Below are 16543 nucleotides of genomic sequence, written 5' to 3'. Positions count from 1 at the left end.
GGGACTGTAAGGTCCTGCGTAATCTTCCTGCAGTCCGCAATCTACGGTTTCTTGATGGCAGTTAGGACAAAGTAACACGGGTGCGGAATCTAGACCGTTACATATTGGGCATACATATGACAAAGGGTATCCACTCCTGAGATTAGTTTCAGGAGTAAGATACCCTTTTTTGTTGCAATATTATGCATTTATCCCTTACATCTTCATGTTGCTGCTATGGCCTGGAGACAGCTTCGCGCTTGGGTCCACATAGACCTTGGCGTTATTAACTGCGGTCGGTGCTTCGCCGAATCCAACAGCAATCAGCTTCAGCTTACCTTCATAGGTTGTAATATCACCGGCGGCAAAGATTCCCGGAATACTTGTCTCCATACGTGTATCAACCACAATGGAGTTGCTGTTAATCTCGATGCCCCACTCGGCAATCGGACCTAGAGAGGAAATGAATCCAAAGTTTACAATGACATCATCAACTTCAATCTCTTGTGTTTCTTTTATCTTGACATGAGAGAGCGTTACCTTCGTGATGCGGTCTTCACCATGAAGCTCCGTAATCTCTACTGGCGTAACTACATTCACTTTGGATGCCATAAGGTTCTCTACACTGTGCTCATGCGCACGGAATTTATCGCGGCGGTGAATCAGGGTGACTTGCTCTGCGATTGGCTCAAGCATAAGCGCCCAGTCAACTGCAGAATCTCCTCCTCCGCTGATGAGCACCTTCTTGCCGGCAAAGCGCTGCAGGTCACTTACAAAATAGTGCAGGTTCGTTTGTTCGAACTTGCCCGCTCCTTCAAGATCCAGTCTGCGAGGCTCGAATGCGCCTACACCTGCTGTAATAATAACGGCTTTGGCATGATGAACGTCTTTATCTGTCGTTACGACAAAATGCCGCTCTTCTTTCTTTTCAACAGAAAGTACCTTCTCCTCTAGACGGATATCGGTGTCGAAGCGTTTCATTTGCTCCAGCAGATTGCCGACGAGATCGCCAGCCGTAATCTTTGGAAATCCAGCAACATCATAGATGTATTTCTCCGGATACAAGGCGGCAAGCTGCCCGCCGAGCTGAGGCATGCTCTCTACGATTTTGACAGAAGCCTGACGCATCCCTCCGTAAAATGCCGCGAACATCCCAGCGGGACCGCCGCCGATGATGAGCAAATCAGTTATATCTTGTGTGGAATCTGGGGTCGTCACCTGTAAAACACACCTTTCATGTTTTATTCCGAATCAATATCGTCACGGATCAAATCCCACGAATTTCGATTCATAGACCAATGGGTAAACGGATGAAATATGGCCATTAGTCTTTCTATTTGATAGTCATTATCAATTATAGACACTACTCTTGCTCGTTGCAAAGAACAATATACAACTTTTCCTATAATTTTCACCCAGAAAACGATTATATTTTCTCTTGCTATTTTCGATACGTATCGCTATCATTTTTGTTGCATGAAAAAATAACTTGATTTTTAAAGGTTTTAGGCTTATTTTATATAGTTTTGCAACCGAATGACATAAGTTGTCGTTTTAATGAATAGGAATTGAATTACACCATCTTTTTAGCATGAGATGCGAAGGTGGATGTGTACAGCTGGATTGATAAGAGCCCATAGTGAACTTGTACGTTCAGGGGAGGATGGGCCATAAATATAGAGCGGACTAATAGGATGAAATCGATTCAGTTGTTATGAAGATTTACTTATTATAACCTGATAATATTGACTTTGGTTCCTTCTATAGAAGTTGAAACAATATCGGAGGGGTAAGCGCATGAGCAGCATTCCTAAGATTGTCATCCTTGGCGCAGGCTACGGGGGTATATTAACCGCGCAGCGACTTCAAAAGGAACTGAATTATAACGAAGCAGACGTTACACTCGTAAATCGGCATGACTACCATTATATTACGACACATCTTCATATGCCGGCCGCGGGGACGGACTCAATTGAGCATGCAAGGGTGCCTATTTCCAAATTAATTGATGAATTCAAGATCGATCTTGTGAAATCTGCAGTGAAAGATATTAGGCCGCATGAGAAGAAAGTGATATTGGAAGATGGTACCTTGTCGTACGATGTCTTAGTTGTTGGTCTCGGAGGTGAACCGGAAACGTTCGGAATCCCTGGGATGAGAGAGCACGCTTTGACGATTCGCAGCATTAATTCAGTAAGGCTGATCCGGGAGCATATTGAGTATCAATTTGCATGCTACAAGAATGACAGCAAGGCCAGCAGAATGAATTTTGTAGTGGGCGGTGCGGGCTTTAGCGGCGTAGAGTTCGTATCTGAGCTTGCTGACCGTCTTCCACGCCTGTGCAAGGAGTTTGATGTCGATCCAGGGGTTGTACACCTCTACAATGTTGAAGCAGCTCCAACGGCCCTTCCAGGCTTTGATAAAGAACTGGTCGATTATGCGATGAAGGTGCTTAAGGACAAGGGAGTATCACTGCGTATAGGTGTTCCTATCAAAGAATGTCTGCCTGAGGGTGTTATTATCGGAGATGGGGAACACATTGAAGCTTCCACGGTCGTATGGACCGGGGGAATCAGGGGCAACAGGCTGGTGGAGCAGGCTGGCTTTGAGGTCACACGCGGACGTGTAGCCGTTGATGAATATTTGCGGGCGCCCGGCTTCGATAACATATTCATCATTGGAGACAGCTCTCTCATTTTGAGTGCAGAGGGTCGTCCTTACCCGCCTACAGCTCAGATGGCGATGCAGCAAGGAGTCAATTGTGCTAAGAATATCTCTTTACTGATCCGGGGCAAATCGCTGGAAAAATTCAGATTCAATCATAAAGGGACAGTAGCGTCACTTGGCAAGGGAGAAGCGATTGCCGTTGTGAACGGGAAGAAATGGAAAGGCTGGAAGGCTGCCCAGCTCAAAAAAGCAGTAGATATCAGATACTTATATAAGATCGGCGGAATTCCGCTCGTCATTCAAAAAGGAAGGTTCTTTTAACTTATGAGACATTGCAGTGTTCAAGTACGCGGGCTGCTAACTAGAGATGAACTTAATCGGTATAATGCACTGATGGAAGTAGGCAGCTATTTAGAAGAACAAGACCGTTATGATCTATCTTATATTGTTCAGAAGGAAGTTGACATTCTTATTCTGCCGGCCATCGAGCGATTGAAGGAGAAGAGCAGGGACCGCGACCGTGCAACGGCAGAGTTCCTGGAATCACTGAAAAAGCTCGAAGAGGAAGATGAGGATTAAAGCATTGTTACCAAAAAAAGAGGATGTGCTGCAGGTTGATCCGCAGTACATCCTTTTTGTATAAGCTTACAGCTTCAGCATAGCTTCAAATGACTCCTGTGTCAGCAGGCTTCCTACATAGAAAGAACCAAATTCACCATAACGTGCGCTGACTTCATCAAAACGCATTTCATAGATCAGCTTCTTGAATTGAAGAGCATCGTCTGAGAACAGCGTCACTCCCCACTCCCAGTCATCGAATCCGACAGAACCTGTAATGATTTGCTTTACTTTGCCCGCATAGCTGCGGCCGATCATACCGTGACTTCTCATCATGGTTTTGCGCTCGTCCATCGACAGCATGTACCAGTTGTCACTGAGATCGCGTTTTTTGTTCATTGGATAGAAGCAGATGTATTGATTCTTCGGAAGTACAGGCTTCAGACGTGCAACAATCTGTGGATTCTGCATCGGATCTTCATCTTTACCGAGATAGTTGCTAAGCTCAACAACGCTGACATAAGAATAGGATTTCGTCGTAAATTGGGCAAACGTGGTTTTGTTAAATGCATTCTCGATCGCATTCAGATCCTCCAGCGTTTCACGCAGATGCATCATGACAAAATCAGCTTTTTGACCTACTACAGTATATACCGTAGAGCTTCCCTTGCCGGATTCCTCATCCGCTGCCCAGGCATTCAGAAATTCCTGCAATTCATCTGTGGCAACCGCACGGGTCTCATCGTCAGCAGCACGCCATGCCGCCCAGTTGATCGATCTGAAATCATGAAGGGCATACCAGCCCTCGAGAGTTAAAGCCGCTTCGCTCATCTGTTTATCACTCCTGATTGGAATATTTATTGTAAAAGAATTTTTCATTTGTTGTGAATCCATTTCATAATACCTTTTATGAATTGGATTCTGGTGCATGCAGCTTTATTGTATCAAAGCGTGAAGCGGCTGGGCAAATGAAGATCTCATTAAGTGAGCTGTTTTAACAAAATGCTCATAATTTGAGCTTTTGGGCGGAAGCCTGCTCATTTTTTGTTTTTGCAACGGCAAGACCTGTATTTTTGAAGGTGATCTCATTGCCTGTCCCTCTTATTTGAGTTAAACTAATGATTATCTATTATGGGTTTGCATACATGAATTGGCAGAAAGAGGGGGAAGGTGAACGGATGCAGATTTTACCTGTGCTTGTTCTCATGGTTTTATTTTTTGTCATGATGTTTGGGATCGGTTTCATTTTGAATATGCTGATGAAGACAACGTGGTTTCCTTCTTATTTGTTTGTCATCGTGCTGATTCCTGTCGTAATCTTCACCATGTGGAATCAGGAAAGTATGAGCCTTGGTGCGCATCTCGGTACATATCGGCTAGTGGATTACTTAACAGGTATTGCTGGACTTGTAGGAGCCGTGATGAGCGGATGGACGATTAAGAAGCTGAGGCTTGGAGGATACCGAATGTTTTAGTAATTAACTTGATACTTATTGCAGGACGCCTCTTTCTGGATGAAGAAAGGGGCTCTTTTGTCATATCAGGGGTTCACTTTTCATAGAGTGATAGAGTACAATAGTAAACCGTGGCTTTCAAAATAGAAGAATGGTCGATTAATGTCGTATAAGATGAAATAGCGGAAAGATTAAGCAGGGAAATTGGCTATTTTTGAAGATTTAAGCGGACGTCTTTTATGATAGAATAGAGAAACATTATTATTCGGAAGAAGGAGAAATGAGCGATGCGCATGAAGAACATGCTGCACTTTACCGAGAATCATCGATACTGCGTTTTCCGCGAGTTTGGACTTAGCAGCCTGGACGAACGGATGCTCAGCTCCGCATATCAGCCCATGGCGGGGGCCTTTGCGATCAGCTTGTACAGGCTGTTATTCCAGCATGTCAGAGCAGATCAAATCGGCTACTCCACGATGGAGCAGCAGCGCAAGCTGTTCCTGGCGCTGGGACTCGAGCCCAGTGATAAAGGACGCAAGTATTTGATGGAGCAAACCTCCAAGCTTGAAGCCGTAGGGCTGCTTCAGACTTCCCGAGTTTATATACCTGAGACAGATGAATATACCTATGAGTATGAGCTGTATCCTCCGTTGTCTCCCGGTGAATTTTTCCGGACCCAGCATCTGACGCTGCTGCTGAGAGATAAGATCGGTAAGTTCGCAGTCCTTGCATTGAGATCGCAGATTTGGACTGAAGATGCCGAGGAATCAGGCTCACCATTAGCGAACAAGGAGAATATCTCTGTCCCGTTTTACGATATATTTGAGCTGAATACACATGTCATTGACTATGAGCTGGAGCAGGCATTATCCGAGATGTCGAGTGCTAGGTCTGAAGCAAGTACGCCGGCAGTTCCTGAGAATGATCAGCTGAACTACGCGGATATTATTTTGCGCTTCCCTCGTGAATCTGCCAATCGGCGTTATGTCGAGCAGCTCCGATTTGAACCGGATCAGCTTGGCCTTGTGAACTATGTTGTACACAAATATGACCTGGGGATTCAGGATGTATGCCGATTGCTTGATGAGGACGACGTATTTAACACCCGTGGGGAAATTATACTGGATCGTCTGCAGGAGCTGGCCAGCAGCATGTTCAGACAAGGGAAGAAGCGGAAGGAAGAGAGGTCCATCCACGCAGCGAAGGTGGTCAGCATGCGGCAGGCGCTTGACAGTAAGCAGACCGATGAGCCTCCTGTCGAGCATGGGGTAGAGATGGAATATTATTTGGAAGTGCCGCCTCAATTCTCTTCCAAGTGCGATATACACCAGTACAATATGATGCTTCGTAATGAACCTTATTTGCGTTTGCTGCAAACCTTTTTCCCAGGCTCCGTACCTGACAATCTCATTGACATATTTGAAAAAGTAGACCTCAGCTATAAGCTTCCGGGTGAAGTCATTAATGTATTGATTCATTATCTAATGACTCTGCTGGTGTCTGGAAGTGAACAGCGTATTAATCGCAATTTTGTGGAAGCCATTGCTTCCAATATGCTGCTCAAGCAGGTTAATACTTATGAAAAAGCGGTACAGTATATCCGTGACCAGTCGAAGGTCAAAGGCAGCAAGGATAAAACGAATGAGAAGGCTCAAAGACCAGGTCGCGCGAGAGGCTATGCTTCACAGCAGGCCAAACTGAAGCCGGACATTCCTATTGTTCAAGATACAGGGGACGGAGCTTCGATTACCGAAGAGGAGCTTGAAGAGATGATTCGTTTTGCCGAGGAAATGCAGGCGAAGAAGTCACTCCGTTAAAACAACAATAAACTTCAATATTCATATATTTCAGTACAAGAAAGGAGGGCATTAACCAAAGATGGGACCGCTAGGACAAATATTACAGCAGATGAATCCGTCGTTTCGTCAACAGTCTCATGCCATTGCGGACAAGCTGAAGGCGGATCCTTCTGTTCGCCGGTTCTTGGAAGAGAACCCTGAGGTCGATGACACCCGGTTTATGCTCTCATTATCCAAGTTTTTTCAGTATGCCAAAGACAGCAGCAATTGTGCGAACTGCCCAGGTCTTGCGAAGTGCCCGAATGACTTCGAAGGACATTATTCGAAATTGTCAGTCGAGCATTTTAACGGTGAGCCTGAAATTATAGATAAAAAAACCCCCTGCAACCTCCAGCTTGCAGCGATGCACAAGAAAAAGGTCAAGGAGCGGATCCAGAGCTTCTATGTGGATGAACGTGCTCTGAGTGAGGGGTATAATGTTGCCGAGATTCTAAGAAAAGATCTGCAGCGTGCGCCTGCCGTGAATCAGGTGTTTCGTTACGTTAATGAAGCGAAGCAGAACGGACTTTCACCACATGGACTATATCTCGAAGGCTCTTTTGGAACAGGGAAGACGTTCCTTATGGGATATTTGCTGCATGAGCTGGCGCTTGAAGGGTTCACCGGCGTCATCGTTTATATGCCTGACTTTGTAGAGGATCTGAAATCCATGTTCCAGGACGGGCAGAAGCTGAAGGAAACAACAGAGATGCTTAAGAACTGCGATCTGCTCATATTTGATGACATCGGTGCTGAGAACTTAAGCCCTTGGGTACGAGATCATGTACTGGGCTCAATTCTGAACTATCGTATGAACCGCAAGCCGACGTTCTATACTTCAAATTATAATCTGGACAGCCTGGAGCAGCATCTGAGCTTTACGAGCAAGGACGGGGAAGAACGGCATAAGGGACAACGCTTAATGGACCGGATTCGTCCTTTTGTAGACGTGGTTCCTGTACGTGGAGACAATCAGCGTGGAAAACATCGGTAACCGTATGGAGCTGATGAAATCATAAATATCGGGCACAATAAACAAAGTCTGATCATCCCGTCACAGCGGGTGAATCAGACTTTGGCTTGGGTCATGGGGCTTTCTACTTGAAAGCCTACGCCATCAGGAACTTAATGATAACCATTCCAAAAAAGATAACGGTCATCAGCACGAACATGCCGACGAATCCGCCAATGAGATCGAAGAGATCGTTACGCGGTTCTTCGTTCACATGGGACCTTGGATCGTACGGTCTGACAATGTTTGGTTCCATGATGCTGCCCTCCTCTGTTTACGTACTAAAACAATATAAGTATACCCACTATAGGAATCACTTGTAAAGATTCCTTGAATAGGGAAACTTTTGTAAAGAATTCGCAAAATATATGCATATGCATGTATTTCATTACGGAAGGCGTTGTGCTATAATGAACTCAATCGTTTACCAGAACGATATGAAGTTTAATAATAACTACGCAGTATATATAAGGAGGACATAATTCATGGCTATTGTTAATGTATCCGATCAATCCTTCAACACTGAGGTTGAAGGCACAGGTACGGTTCTTGTAGATTTCTGGGCGCCTTGGTGCGGTCCTTGTAAAATGCTTGCTCCTATTCTGGAAGAGCTTGCTGGTGAAGTAGGCGATGACGTGAAGATCGCTAAAGTAAACGTGGATGAGAACCCTGAATCGGCTTCCCGTTTCGGTGTAATGAGCATTCCTACACTGATTCTGTTCAAAGACGGTCAGCCTGTGGATAAAGTGGTTGGCTTGAACTCTAAGGAAAACCTGAAAAATCTGATTTCCAAGCACTAATCGGCTTAAGAAATGAAGATGATAACGCCTCCGGCATTGCAGCCTGGGGCGTTTTTTCATGGTTTTTGCGGTTTAGATGAAGAATACAGATAGCACTTGATCGTACGAGGAAAGAAGCTATACTATAATATAGGGAACATGCATTCGTTATTTGTTTCCTTTTACAGATTTTTTTACTTTTTAAGACTTCCATTTATCGTTTATATATAGATTTAATTGTACAGTTTAACAGGGAGGGGGAACGAAGGAAGATGGAATCACATCTTGGCCATATTCAAGAACAGGAGAAGGCGCTGGAGCAGATCAGACACAAGCTGGCGCTCCTGCCCGATCTGCCTGGCTGTTATCTGATGAAGAATGATCAAGGGACGATCATCTATGTCGGGAAAGCGAAGGTGCTGAAGAATCGGGTGCGCTCCTATTTTACAGGAAGCCATAACGGGAAGACGCAGCGGCTTGTTGCGGATATCCGGGATTTTGAATACATCGTCACGGGTAGTAACAAAGAGGCGCTTCTGCTGGAGCTCAATCTGATCAAGAAGCATCAGCCGCGTTACAATGTACTGCTTAAGGATGACAAGACCTTCCCATATTTAAAAATAACGAATGAGCGGCATCCAAAGCTGGAAGTCACACGCCGGGTACTGAAGGACAAGGCAAAGTATTTTGGTCCATATCCGAACTCCTATGCAGCACATCAGACGAAGAAGCTGCTTGACCGTATGTATCCGCTGCGTAAATGCGGAGTTATGCCGAAGGAAGTATGCTTGTACTACCATATGGGACAATGTCTCGCGCCTTGTGTCAAAGAGATTGGCAAGGAGACCTATGAAGGGATCAGCACAGAGATTGCTTCCTTCCTGAGTGGAGGTCACGAAGAGATTAAGAAGGATCTTCAGAAGAAAATGGAGGAGGCCGCAGAGGATCTTTATTTTGAACGGGCTAAGGAGCTGCGTGATCAGATCATTGCGATCGATGCCCTGATGGAGAAGCAGAAGATCACGACCGCCGATACCAAGGACCGGGATGTCTTCGGCTTTGCGATAGATAAAGGCTGGATGAGTGTACAGATTCTTTATATACGCCAGGGCAAGATGATTGAGCGTCATTCCACCTCGTTTCCTTTTTACGGAGATGCGTATGCGGACTTTATATCTTTTGTAACCCAGTATTACAGTGATAATCCGGCCTTGCCGAAGGAAATACTTCTTCCCTTGCTGCCAGAGGAAGAGAGCAAGCTGCAGCAGGCTCAGGGAGCAGACGAAGCGCATGAGCAGGCACAAGCGTATAAATTAGAGGAGAACGAGCAGGAGGAGGAGACGGTTCCAATTCCTGACGAGGCTGCCTCTGCAGATCAAGAGACGAGCGGAATTGATGATCCCGTCAGTGCGGCAGGGCTGCTTCAAGAGTGGCTGGATATCAAGGTGCTTATTCCAAAGCGGGGATTGAAGCGCCAAATGGTCTCAATGGCTACAGAGAATGCGAAGGTATCTCTCGATGAGAAATTCCGTTTGATTGAGCGGACAGAGGAACGCACTTCAAAAGCCGCGCAGCGTTTGGGTGAGGCGCTTGGACTCTCCTCGCTCAGTCGGATCGAGGCCTTCGATAACTCCAATATTCAAGGAGCGAATCCGGTATCTGCAATGGTCGTGTTTATTGACGGCAAGGCGGAGAAAAAAGAGTATCGCAAATACAAGATTCGATCCGTTAAAGGCCCGGATGATTATGAAACGATGCGTGAAGTCATCCGCCGCAGATATGAGCGTGTACTGAAGGAGAATTTGACCCAGCCCGATCTGATTATCGTCGATGGCGGTCGTGGTCAGATATCCTCAGCGCTGGATGTCCTTCACAATGAACTCGGGTTATATATTCCGGTATGCGGTCTCGTTAAGGATGCGAAGCATAAAACATCGCAGCTGATGATCGGTGATACGTTCGAAGTCATTCAGCTGCCGCGGGACAGTCAGGAGTTCTACCTGCTTCAGCGAATCCAGGAGGAGGTTCACCGCTTCGCTATCACATTCCACCGTGAGCAGCGCGGCAAATCGATGGTTGTATCCCGTCTGGATTCGATACCGGGTATTGGCGAGAAACGGCGCAAGCTGCTGCTTAAGCATTTTGGATCTCTGCGCAAAATTAAAGAGGCCAGCGTCGAAGACTTCCGGCCTCTATCTATTGGCGATAAGCTCGCCCAAACTATTATTGACTCTCTTCAGGATGAGGAGCCGTAAATATCGGCTCCTCTTTTTTTGTTCCCGAATGGAAACGGTAGATGACATAACCCACGATGGCAGGAAGGATCATCCAGAACACTCCGGCAGCCACATTTATGGCATCCTGCATGGCGAACAGGCTGATGCCCATCAGAATGCTGTTAAAGATAACATGGCTGAATACAGAAGTGATGAAGCCATGTTTGATCATAATGAAGCTGAATACAAGCCCGATAATCGTGAGTTCAATCGGTCTTGTGATGACAGGGTAGATCGGATACAGCGTATGACCGAACGCCCAGATGAGAGACGTAATCATTGCAGCCAGCACGGTACTTCGTACCATCTTCTTGAAGATTCGAATACCGAACAAACGGTAAACGGCTTCTTCCCCAATGCCAGCCATCCAGGCAAGGATAGGCATAAGCCACGGATAGACCATGTTATAAGGGGACTGGCTGGCATCTGTTGTAGACCATACGCCGAGCCCTTTTTCAAGCACGAAGAAGATGACGGACTGCAATCCAAGCAGTATAAATGCCCATAGGTAACCCGAATACATGCTGTGAAGCACATAGCGGCCATATCCAGGCTCCTTGGCCCGTCCCCATAGATTGTAGCCGTCCTTTCGCCAGAGTCCGTTTCCAGCGACGAGAGAGAAGTATACAAGCGCGGTCATGGCCAGCGTAAACAACGCTTGGATCCCAAACAAGATGACAAGCATAAGGGTAGAATAACCTTCCGCCTGGAAAGTCGGCAGCAAGTTGATCGTACCGATCATGGAGAACAGGAAATACAGAATGGATAACCAGATTCCTCTTTTAAATGAGGTATAGGCTCTTGTCAGTACACTGTACACGATAGCGAGGACACCAAGCAGCAAGGTGAATAAACCATAGCCTGCAAGCGTCATGAGGTTGGCTCTGGACGTTTCCTTCTCTACATATGCTGTGTGATCGGCAGGTACAGAGAACTCGGGATCAAATGAACGAATATCGCCATTCTCAAAAGTGAAATTAAGCTTCAGCGTGCTATCTCCGAGCTCCTTGCTGTGATCTGCATAGACAAGCCCGGGTTCGGATTCGGTCGTTTCCAGCTCCAGCGCATTTACGTCATAGCCCAATTCGGATAGAACTGGGACAGCAAGACTTACCTTATCCTCCAGTGAGATTCCGCCTTCGGATAACCGAAGCAGTGCGGCTCTCCCTTCTGATTCAGGCACCAGCTCATTGGTTGAATAGTCGGAATCCGGTGATTGCCGGATATAGGATACAGGCTTCGCACTGTTCATATGGACATCTACATTTAGATATCCTCCTGAAGCTTGGTCTTGAAGTCTTACCCGGTATACGTCATACGGATATTGTTCCTCATACTCTTTGTCATACTGCTCAAGCAGCTTCTGATTCGCCAGATAGCCGTATAATTCGGAACTTGTCTGATATGTAACTAATACGTCCTCAAATAAAATCTTATCGTTTAGTCCGAGTTCACTCTCGGCATATTGAACGGCAGCTTGGTAGGCTTCTTCTTTGCTGATTACCTTCGCTGTCTGTTGCTCCGTTGACTGCATTGACGTTCCCGGCAATATCTGAAAAATAAAAAACAAGATCAGGCCGATGGCCGCGAGCACCCCGAGCAAGCTGTAGTTCGGTTTGAGCACTAAAGGCTGCCCTGGTCGATTCAATGTCATTCCTCCATTCTTAATTGAGATAGTTCAGCTTACAGTAAAGATAGCATATGCCGCTGTCTCAAAGCCAATGAATAGAGCAAATCCTTGAGAAAGCGGTTTACTGGCTTGAAAATGTCCAATAATGTTTCATAATATGTTGACTTTAAAGAAGTATATTCATTTTTGCACTTTTTTAGTGAAATTAAGGTGTTTTTGATTTTGTCTCTCTTTCCTGAAAGTCTTATAATCGTGGTTGAACTTCATACGAGAAGCAATAAGCCGAATTCTAAAGTGAAAACAGGGGAACCAATACAATAGAGCCTGGACTTTAAAGGGCTGTTTGGTTCTTTTTTTGATGAATGGAATATAAAACGAGGTGAACCTGTGCTTAACGAGCAGCACCGTATTTTCAAATTGAATCCACCACAGATTTTGGTGCTTGGCTTTGCCGGCATTATCCTAATCGGCACCCTGCTCTTGATGCTGCCCGTTTCAAGTGCGAACGGACAAAGTGTAGGATTCGTTGATGCGCTGTTCACAGCGACATCTGCTACATGTGTAACCGGACTTGTCATTCTGGACACCGGATATGACTTTTCTATATTTGGCCAGGTCGTCATTCTGTTTCTTATCCAAATCGGCGGTCTGGGATTTATGACCATGTCCACCTTGATTGCCATCGTATTCAGACGGCGGATTTCGTTGCGGGAAAGACTGATCCTGCAGGAAGCGTTCAACCAGAGTTCGATTGAGGGCATTGTTAAGCTGGTACGTAAAGTATTATTCTACTCCCTGACGATTGAAGCAATAGGAGCTGTCTTGTTCGCACTTAGATGGTCTTTTGATATGAGCATAGGCAAGGCAGTGTATTTTGGCGTATTCCACGCAATATCGTTGTTTAACAACGCCGGCTTTGATATCTTTGGTGAATATCGGAGTCTGACGCTGTATGTGGATGACCCGTTCATCAACATCATCGCGATGGCATTGATTGTTTCGGGGGGTCTTGGCTTCGTCGTTCTCTCTGATGTGCTGGAGCTTCGAAAAAGAAAAAAACGGACCCTGTCACTACATTCAAAAGTAGTATTGTCGATCACAGGCTTCCTGATTGTCTTCGGTGCTATGGTTGTATTTGTCTTAGAATTCACCAATACGAAGACCTTGGGCGGACTGGATGCCGGAGGAAAAGTACTAGCTTCCTTCTTTCAATCCGTCACATCGAGGACGGCAGGCGCGAATTCGCTTGATATCGCGGGCTTACGCCAGGCAACCCAGTTCTTTATTATCCTGCTGATGTTTATCGGGGCTTCTCCGGGGTCGACTGGGGGCGGGATCAAGACTACGACATTTGCCATTCTTGTCGGTGCCGTGCTATCCATGGTACGAGGCCGGGATGATGTCGTCATATTCCGCTACCGTTTGGCTCAGGAACGAATTATTAAGGCACTGACGATTACAATGATTTCGCTGCTCCTGGTGGTGGGTGTAACGATGATTCTATCCACTACGGAAGATGCCCGCTTTCTTATGATCTTGTTTGAGACCACATCGGCATTCGCAACAGTAGGGCTGTCCATGGGGCTTACACCTGAGCTGACGACCATTGGCAAGCTGCTGATCTGCCTAACGATGTTTGCAGGTCGTCTTGGACCGATAACACTCGCTTATGCGCTTAATCGAAAGAGCAAGGAACTGTATAGACATCCAGAAGGCAAGATTATTATTGGTTAAAGAGGAGATTTGAGACTAACGTTATGAAAAATCAGCAATTTGTTGTTGTTGGGCTCGGCCGCTTCGGTTCCAGCCTGGCAATGGAACTCGTAGAGAATGGTTATGAAGTCCTGGGTATAGACCGCAATGAGGAGATCGTTAATGATATGAGCGAGTTCCTGACTCATGCGGTCGTCGCGGATGCTTCGGATGAGGATACGCTTCGTTCACTGGGCATCCGTAATTTTGACTGCGGTATCGTGGCGATTGGCGACGATATTCAGATGAGTATTCTGTCCGCCATCCTGCTCAAGGAGCTTGGTGTGAAGAAGGTCATTGCTAAAGCGATCTCGCTCCTGCACGGCAGGGCGCTGGAGAAGCTGGGCGTAGACCGGATTGTCTATCCGGAGAGAGACATGGGCAAACGGGTTGCGCACCAGCTTGTCACGCCGAATCTGCTCGATTACATTGACCTGTCCGACAACTACAGCATTGTAGAAATGACGGTTCCGAGATGTCTGAATGGCAAAACGCTCTCCGAGCTGAATTCAAGAGCCAGATACAATTGCAGCATTGTCGCCCTGCAGAAGAATGAGGGCATCATTATTGCACCAACCGCACTCGATCATGTGCATACTGGAGATATCATGATTATTATAGGGACCAATGACAACATTGAGCGTTTTGACGAAGAAGTCATTAGCCAATAACAATATTTCCTGAGCTAACCGCGCTTCGCAGCGAAAAATTCACGTATTTCGTGAATCCACTGCTTGGCTGTCGCGCTTAGCTCTTCTTTTTGTCCATAGATCATGCAGGTCGTCCGTCTTGTTTGTCGAAGCTCAGGAATATGAACCGTGACCAAATCATTGTCTGCGAGCAGCTGCGGCCTCAAATAGGATTTGGGGAGCAGAGCGGCAAGCTTGCAGGTTGGAAGCAGACGTACAATGGCTTCGAAGGAATCGATCTCCATCCGGATATCCGGCATAACTCCTGATCTGTGAAACAGATCATCCGTTAATTTGCGATACCAGGTACCCTTGGAGAAGGTGATCATCGGCATTTTTTGCAGATCATCCATTTTGGATGCTTGTCCGCTCAGAGGATGTGTGCTGGCGACAACGAGCTCCAAATGGTCGTCGAAGAGAGGGAGACAGTTTAGTCCAGGCTCGTTAATAGAAGAAGCGACGATGCCGACATCAGCCTGCTTGTCGCGCACACTGGATACAATCTCATGAGTCTTGCCTGTAACGAGCTTGATCTCCGCATGCGGATGGTTGTCCATAAATGCGGTAATGAGCGGAGGTAGTGTCGTCTGCAGCGTCGTTAAGCTGGCACCCAGCGTAATAGCACTGTCCGTATCGTCCTTGAATTGAGCCAGCGTTTGCAGAAATTTCAGCTGCTGCTGCTGCTGTTCAATCGCAAAATCATAAGCAAGTCTACCGATAGAGGTCAGCTCGAGTCTCTTGCCAACCCGATTGAAAAGGGTAACGCCTAGTTCATCCTCCAATTTGGCGATCTTACGGGACAGAGCAGGCTGTGACAGGTTTAACAGCTTGGAGGCTTGGTTCAGGCTGGATTGCTCAACAACAGCGGCAAATGCTTGCATTTCTTCATACATAGATGCTTCATCCTCCTGGTCAGCGTTTATTAACGTATATACCTTATACCCTATAGTTATAACATTTAATAATTATATTGCAATTCCCTTATAAGAAAAAAAAGAGTAACATAAGAGCGACACAGGTTGTTCACAAGTTAAGCAAAAACTAGAAATTTGTCGAGCCTTAGTGAACTAGAAGGTCACTGTGTGATCCAGATAATTTGAACCGGAGACATCATGAACTTTTCATGAGCCATTCCCATACTGAATACTTTCGTTTGACGGGGAGCAGGATCTTTTGTTCATTTTATCTTCCAAATTCAAATATGAAAACGCTGTACATGGAAAGGGGAAAGTCAGTTTATGAAAGGTTACTATGCCCGAAAGATTCACTCGCTTCTAGGCCTCATCCCTCTGAGTGTGTTTTTTCTTATGCACATGTTCTCGAACTTTGCAGCTGTTGAAGGCGGGCCGGAGAGGTTTCAGTCCGCAGTAAATTTGATCAACAGCCTTCCGCTGCTGCTTTTGATGGAAATCTTCGTGATTTATGTCCCTATGCTGTATCACGGTGTTTACGGATTGTACATTGCGTATCAGGCCCAGCCGAACGTTGGCAGGTTCAACAATGAGCGCAACTGGAGATATACGTTTCAGCGTATATCCGGCGTCATTACTTTCGTATTCGTGATCTGGCACGTCTATCAGACGCGCGTTCAGGTATTCCTGGGCGAGGTGAGCCATGAAGAGCTTGGTGCGCTGATGCACAGTATTGTAACGAATCCAGTCTATTTCATTATTTATCTGATTAGCGTCGTGGCAGCTTCTTATCACTTTGCCAACGGCTTGTGGGCATTCCTTGTTAGCTGGGGAATTACGCGAGGCCCTCGTGCACAGCGAGTATCCTCATACGTATGCATGAGCTTGTTCGCAGTCTGCTCTATTATGTTTGTTGCATCTATCTTTGCCTTCCGCTCTGTGGAATTTGATGCATCTGCTGTAATCGAAATGTTGAAAGTAACAGTCTAAGCTGTAAG

15 protein-coding genes are annotated in these 16543 nt (G+C 46.1%); 10 read left to right on the top strand and 5 right to left on the bottom strand.

Annotation, left to right across the window (positions count from 1 at the left end):
- Window positions 1–195: 195 nt before the first annotated feature.
- Window positions 196–1197 carry an NAD(P)/FAD-dependent oxidoreductase gene (locus tag PUW25_RS20810; RefSeq protein ID WP_047913570.1) on the bottom strand — a complete coding sequence of 334 codons (1002 nt, stop codon included), beginning with the start codon at window positions 1195–1197 and terminating at the stop codon, window positions 196–198.
- Window positions 1198–1776: 579 nt separating this feature from the next.
- Between PUW25_RS20810 and PUW25_RS20805 the strand changes: the two genes are divergently transcribed.
- Together PUW25_RS20805 and PUW25_RS20800 are read left to right on the top strand one after the other, a co-directional pair.
- Entirely contained in the window at window positions 1777–2967 is a 1191-nt protein-coding gene (locus PUW25_RS20805; RefSeq protein ID WP_205054917.1) for an NAD(P)/FAD-dependent oxidoreductase, read from the top strand.
- A gap of 3 nt (window positions 2968–2970) precedes the next feature.
- Window positions 2971–3225, top strand: coding sequence for a hypothetical protein (locus tag PUW25_RS20800; protein ID WP_047913572.1), 255 nt, complete (start codon window positions 2971–2973; stop codon window positions 3223–3225).
- Window positions 3226–3291: 66 nt separating this feature from the next.
- Here the strand turns inward: PUW25_RS20800 and hemQ are convergent, their stop codons facing one another.
- Window positions 3292–4035 (bottom strand): hydrogen peroxide-dependent heme synthase, encoded by a 744-nt coding sequence (gene hemQ, locus PUW25_RS20795; RefSeq protein WP_047913573.1) that lies wholly within the window; start codon window positions 4033–4035, stop codon window positions 3292–3294.
- A gap of 314 nt (window positions 4036–4349) precedes the next feature.
- Between hemQ and PUW25_RS20790 the strand changes: the two genes are divergently transcribed.
- The 3 genes from PUW25_RS20790 (at window position 4350) to dnaI (ending at window position 7490) form a co-directional block, all read left to right on the top strand.
- The gene (locus PUW25_RS20790) at window positions 4350–4679 is read left to right on the top strand and encodes a YuiB family protein (RefSeq protein ID WP_370510377.1); all 330 of its coding nucleotides are present in this window, start codon (window positions 4350–4352) and stop codon (window positions 4677–4679) included.
- A gap of 266 nt (window positions 4680–4945) precedes the next feature.
- On the top strand, window positions 4946–6475 hold the full coding sequence (locus PUW25_RS20785; RefSeq protein ID WP_205054918.1) for a replication initiation and membrane attachment family protein: 1530 nt from the start codon (window positions 4946–4948) through the stop codon (window positions 6473–6475).
- Window positions 6476–6536: 61 nt separating this feature from the next.
- The gene (gene dnaI / locus PUW25_RS20780) at window positions 6537–7490 is read left to right on the top strand and encodes a primosomal protein DnaI (RefSeq protein ID WP_205054919.1); all 954 of its coding nucleotides are present in this window, start codon (window positions 6537–6539) and stop codon (window positions 7488–7490) included.
- Window positions 7491–7605: 115 nt separating this feature from the next.
- Here the strand turns inward: dnaI and PUW25_RS20775 are convergent, their stop codons facing one another.
- The gene (locus tag PUW25_RS20775) at window positions 7606–7764 is read right to left on the bottom strand and encodes a YqzM family protein (RefSeq protein ID WP_090726846.1); all 159 of its coding nucleotides are present in this window, start codon (window positions 7762–7764) and stop codon (window positions 7606–7608) included.
- A 229-nt stretch (window positions 7765–7993) separates the two neighbouring features.
- Between PUW25_RS20775 and trxA the strand changes: the two genes are divergently transcribed.
- Entirely contained in the window at window positions 7994–8308 is a 315-nt protein-coding gene (gene trxA / locus PUW25_RS20770) for a thioredoxin (protein WP_047913576.1), read from the top strand.
- A gap of 251 nt (window positions 8309–8559) precedes the next feature.
- Window positions 8560–10542, top strand: coding sequence for an excinuclease ABC subunit UvrC (gene uvrC / locus PUW25_RS20765; protein ID WP_205054920.1), 1983 nt, complete (start codon window positions 8560–8562; stop codon window positions 10540–10542).
- Here uvrC and PUW25_RS20760 read toward each other — a convergent pair.
- Window positions 10511–12211, bottom strand: a complete 1701-nt coding sequence (locus PUW25_RS20760) for a CPBP family intramembrane glutamic endopeptidase (protein WP_205054921.1) — start codon at window positions 12209–12211, stop codon at window positions 10511–10513. The genes uvrC and PUW25_RS20760 overlap by 32 nt on opposite strands.
- A gap of 369 nt (window positions 12212–12580) precedes the next feature.
- Here PUW25_RS20760 and PUW25_RS20755 point away from each other — a divergent pair, with 369 nt between their 5' ends.
- Window positions 12581–13927: a TrkH family potassium uptake protein gene (locus PUW25_RS20755; RefSeq protein WP_274337477.1), complete on the top strand. Its 1347-nt coding sequence runs from the start codon at window positions 12581–12583 to the stop codon at window positions 13925–13927.
- 23 nt (window positions 13928–13950) lie between these two features.
- Window positions 13951–14616, top strand: coding sequence for a potassium channel family protein (locus PUW25_RS20750; RefSeq protein WP_047913579.1), 666 nt, complete (start codon window positions 13951–13953; stop codon window positions 14614–14616).
- A gap of 14 nt (window positions 14617–14630) precedes the next feature.
- Here the strand turns inward: PUW25_RS20750 and PUW25_RS20745 are convergent, their stop codons facing one another.
- Window positions 14631–15527 carry a LysR family transcriptional regulator gene (locus PUW25_RS20745; RefSeq protein WP_047913580.1) on the bottom strand — a complete coding sequence of 299 codons (897 nt, stop codon included), beginning with the start codon at window positions 15525–15527 and terminating at the stop codon, window positions 14631–14633.
- Window positions 15528–15872: 345 nt separating this feature from the next.
- On the opposite strand from PUW25_RS20745, the gene PUW25_RS20740 reads away from it, so the two are divergent.
- Complete coding sequence (locus tag PUW25_RS20740; protein ID WP_047913581.1) at window positions 15873–16535, top strand: succinate dehydrogenase cytochrome b558 subunit; 663 nt, start codon at window positions 15873–15875, stop codon at window positions 16533–16535.
- Window positions 16536–16543 lie beyond the last annotated feature (8 nt).

Source organism: Paenibacillus urinalis (assembly GCF_028747985.1).
GTDB lineage: Bacteria > Bacillota > Bacilli > Paenibacillales > Paenibacillaceae > Paenibacillus > Paenibacillus urinalis.
This window is presented reverse-complemented; position numbering and strand designations above follow the sequence as displayed.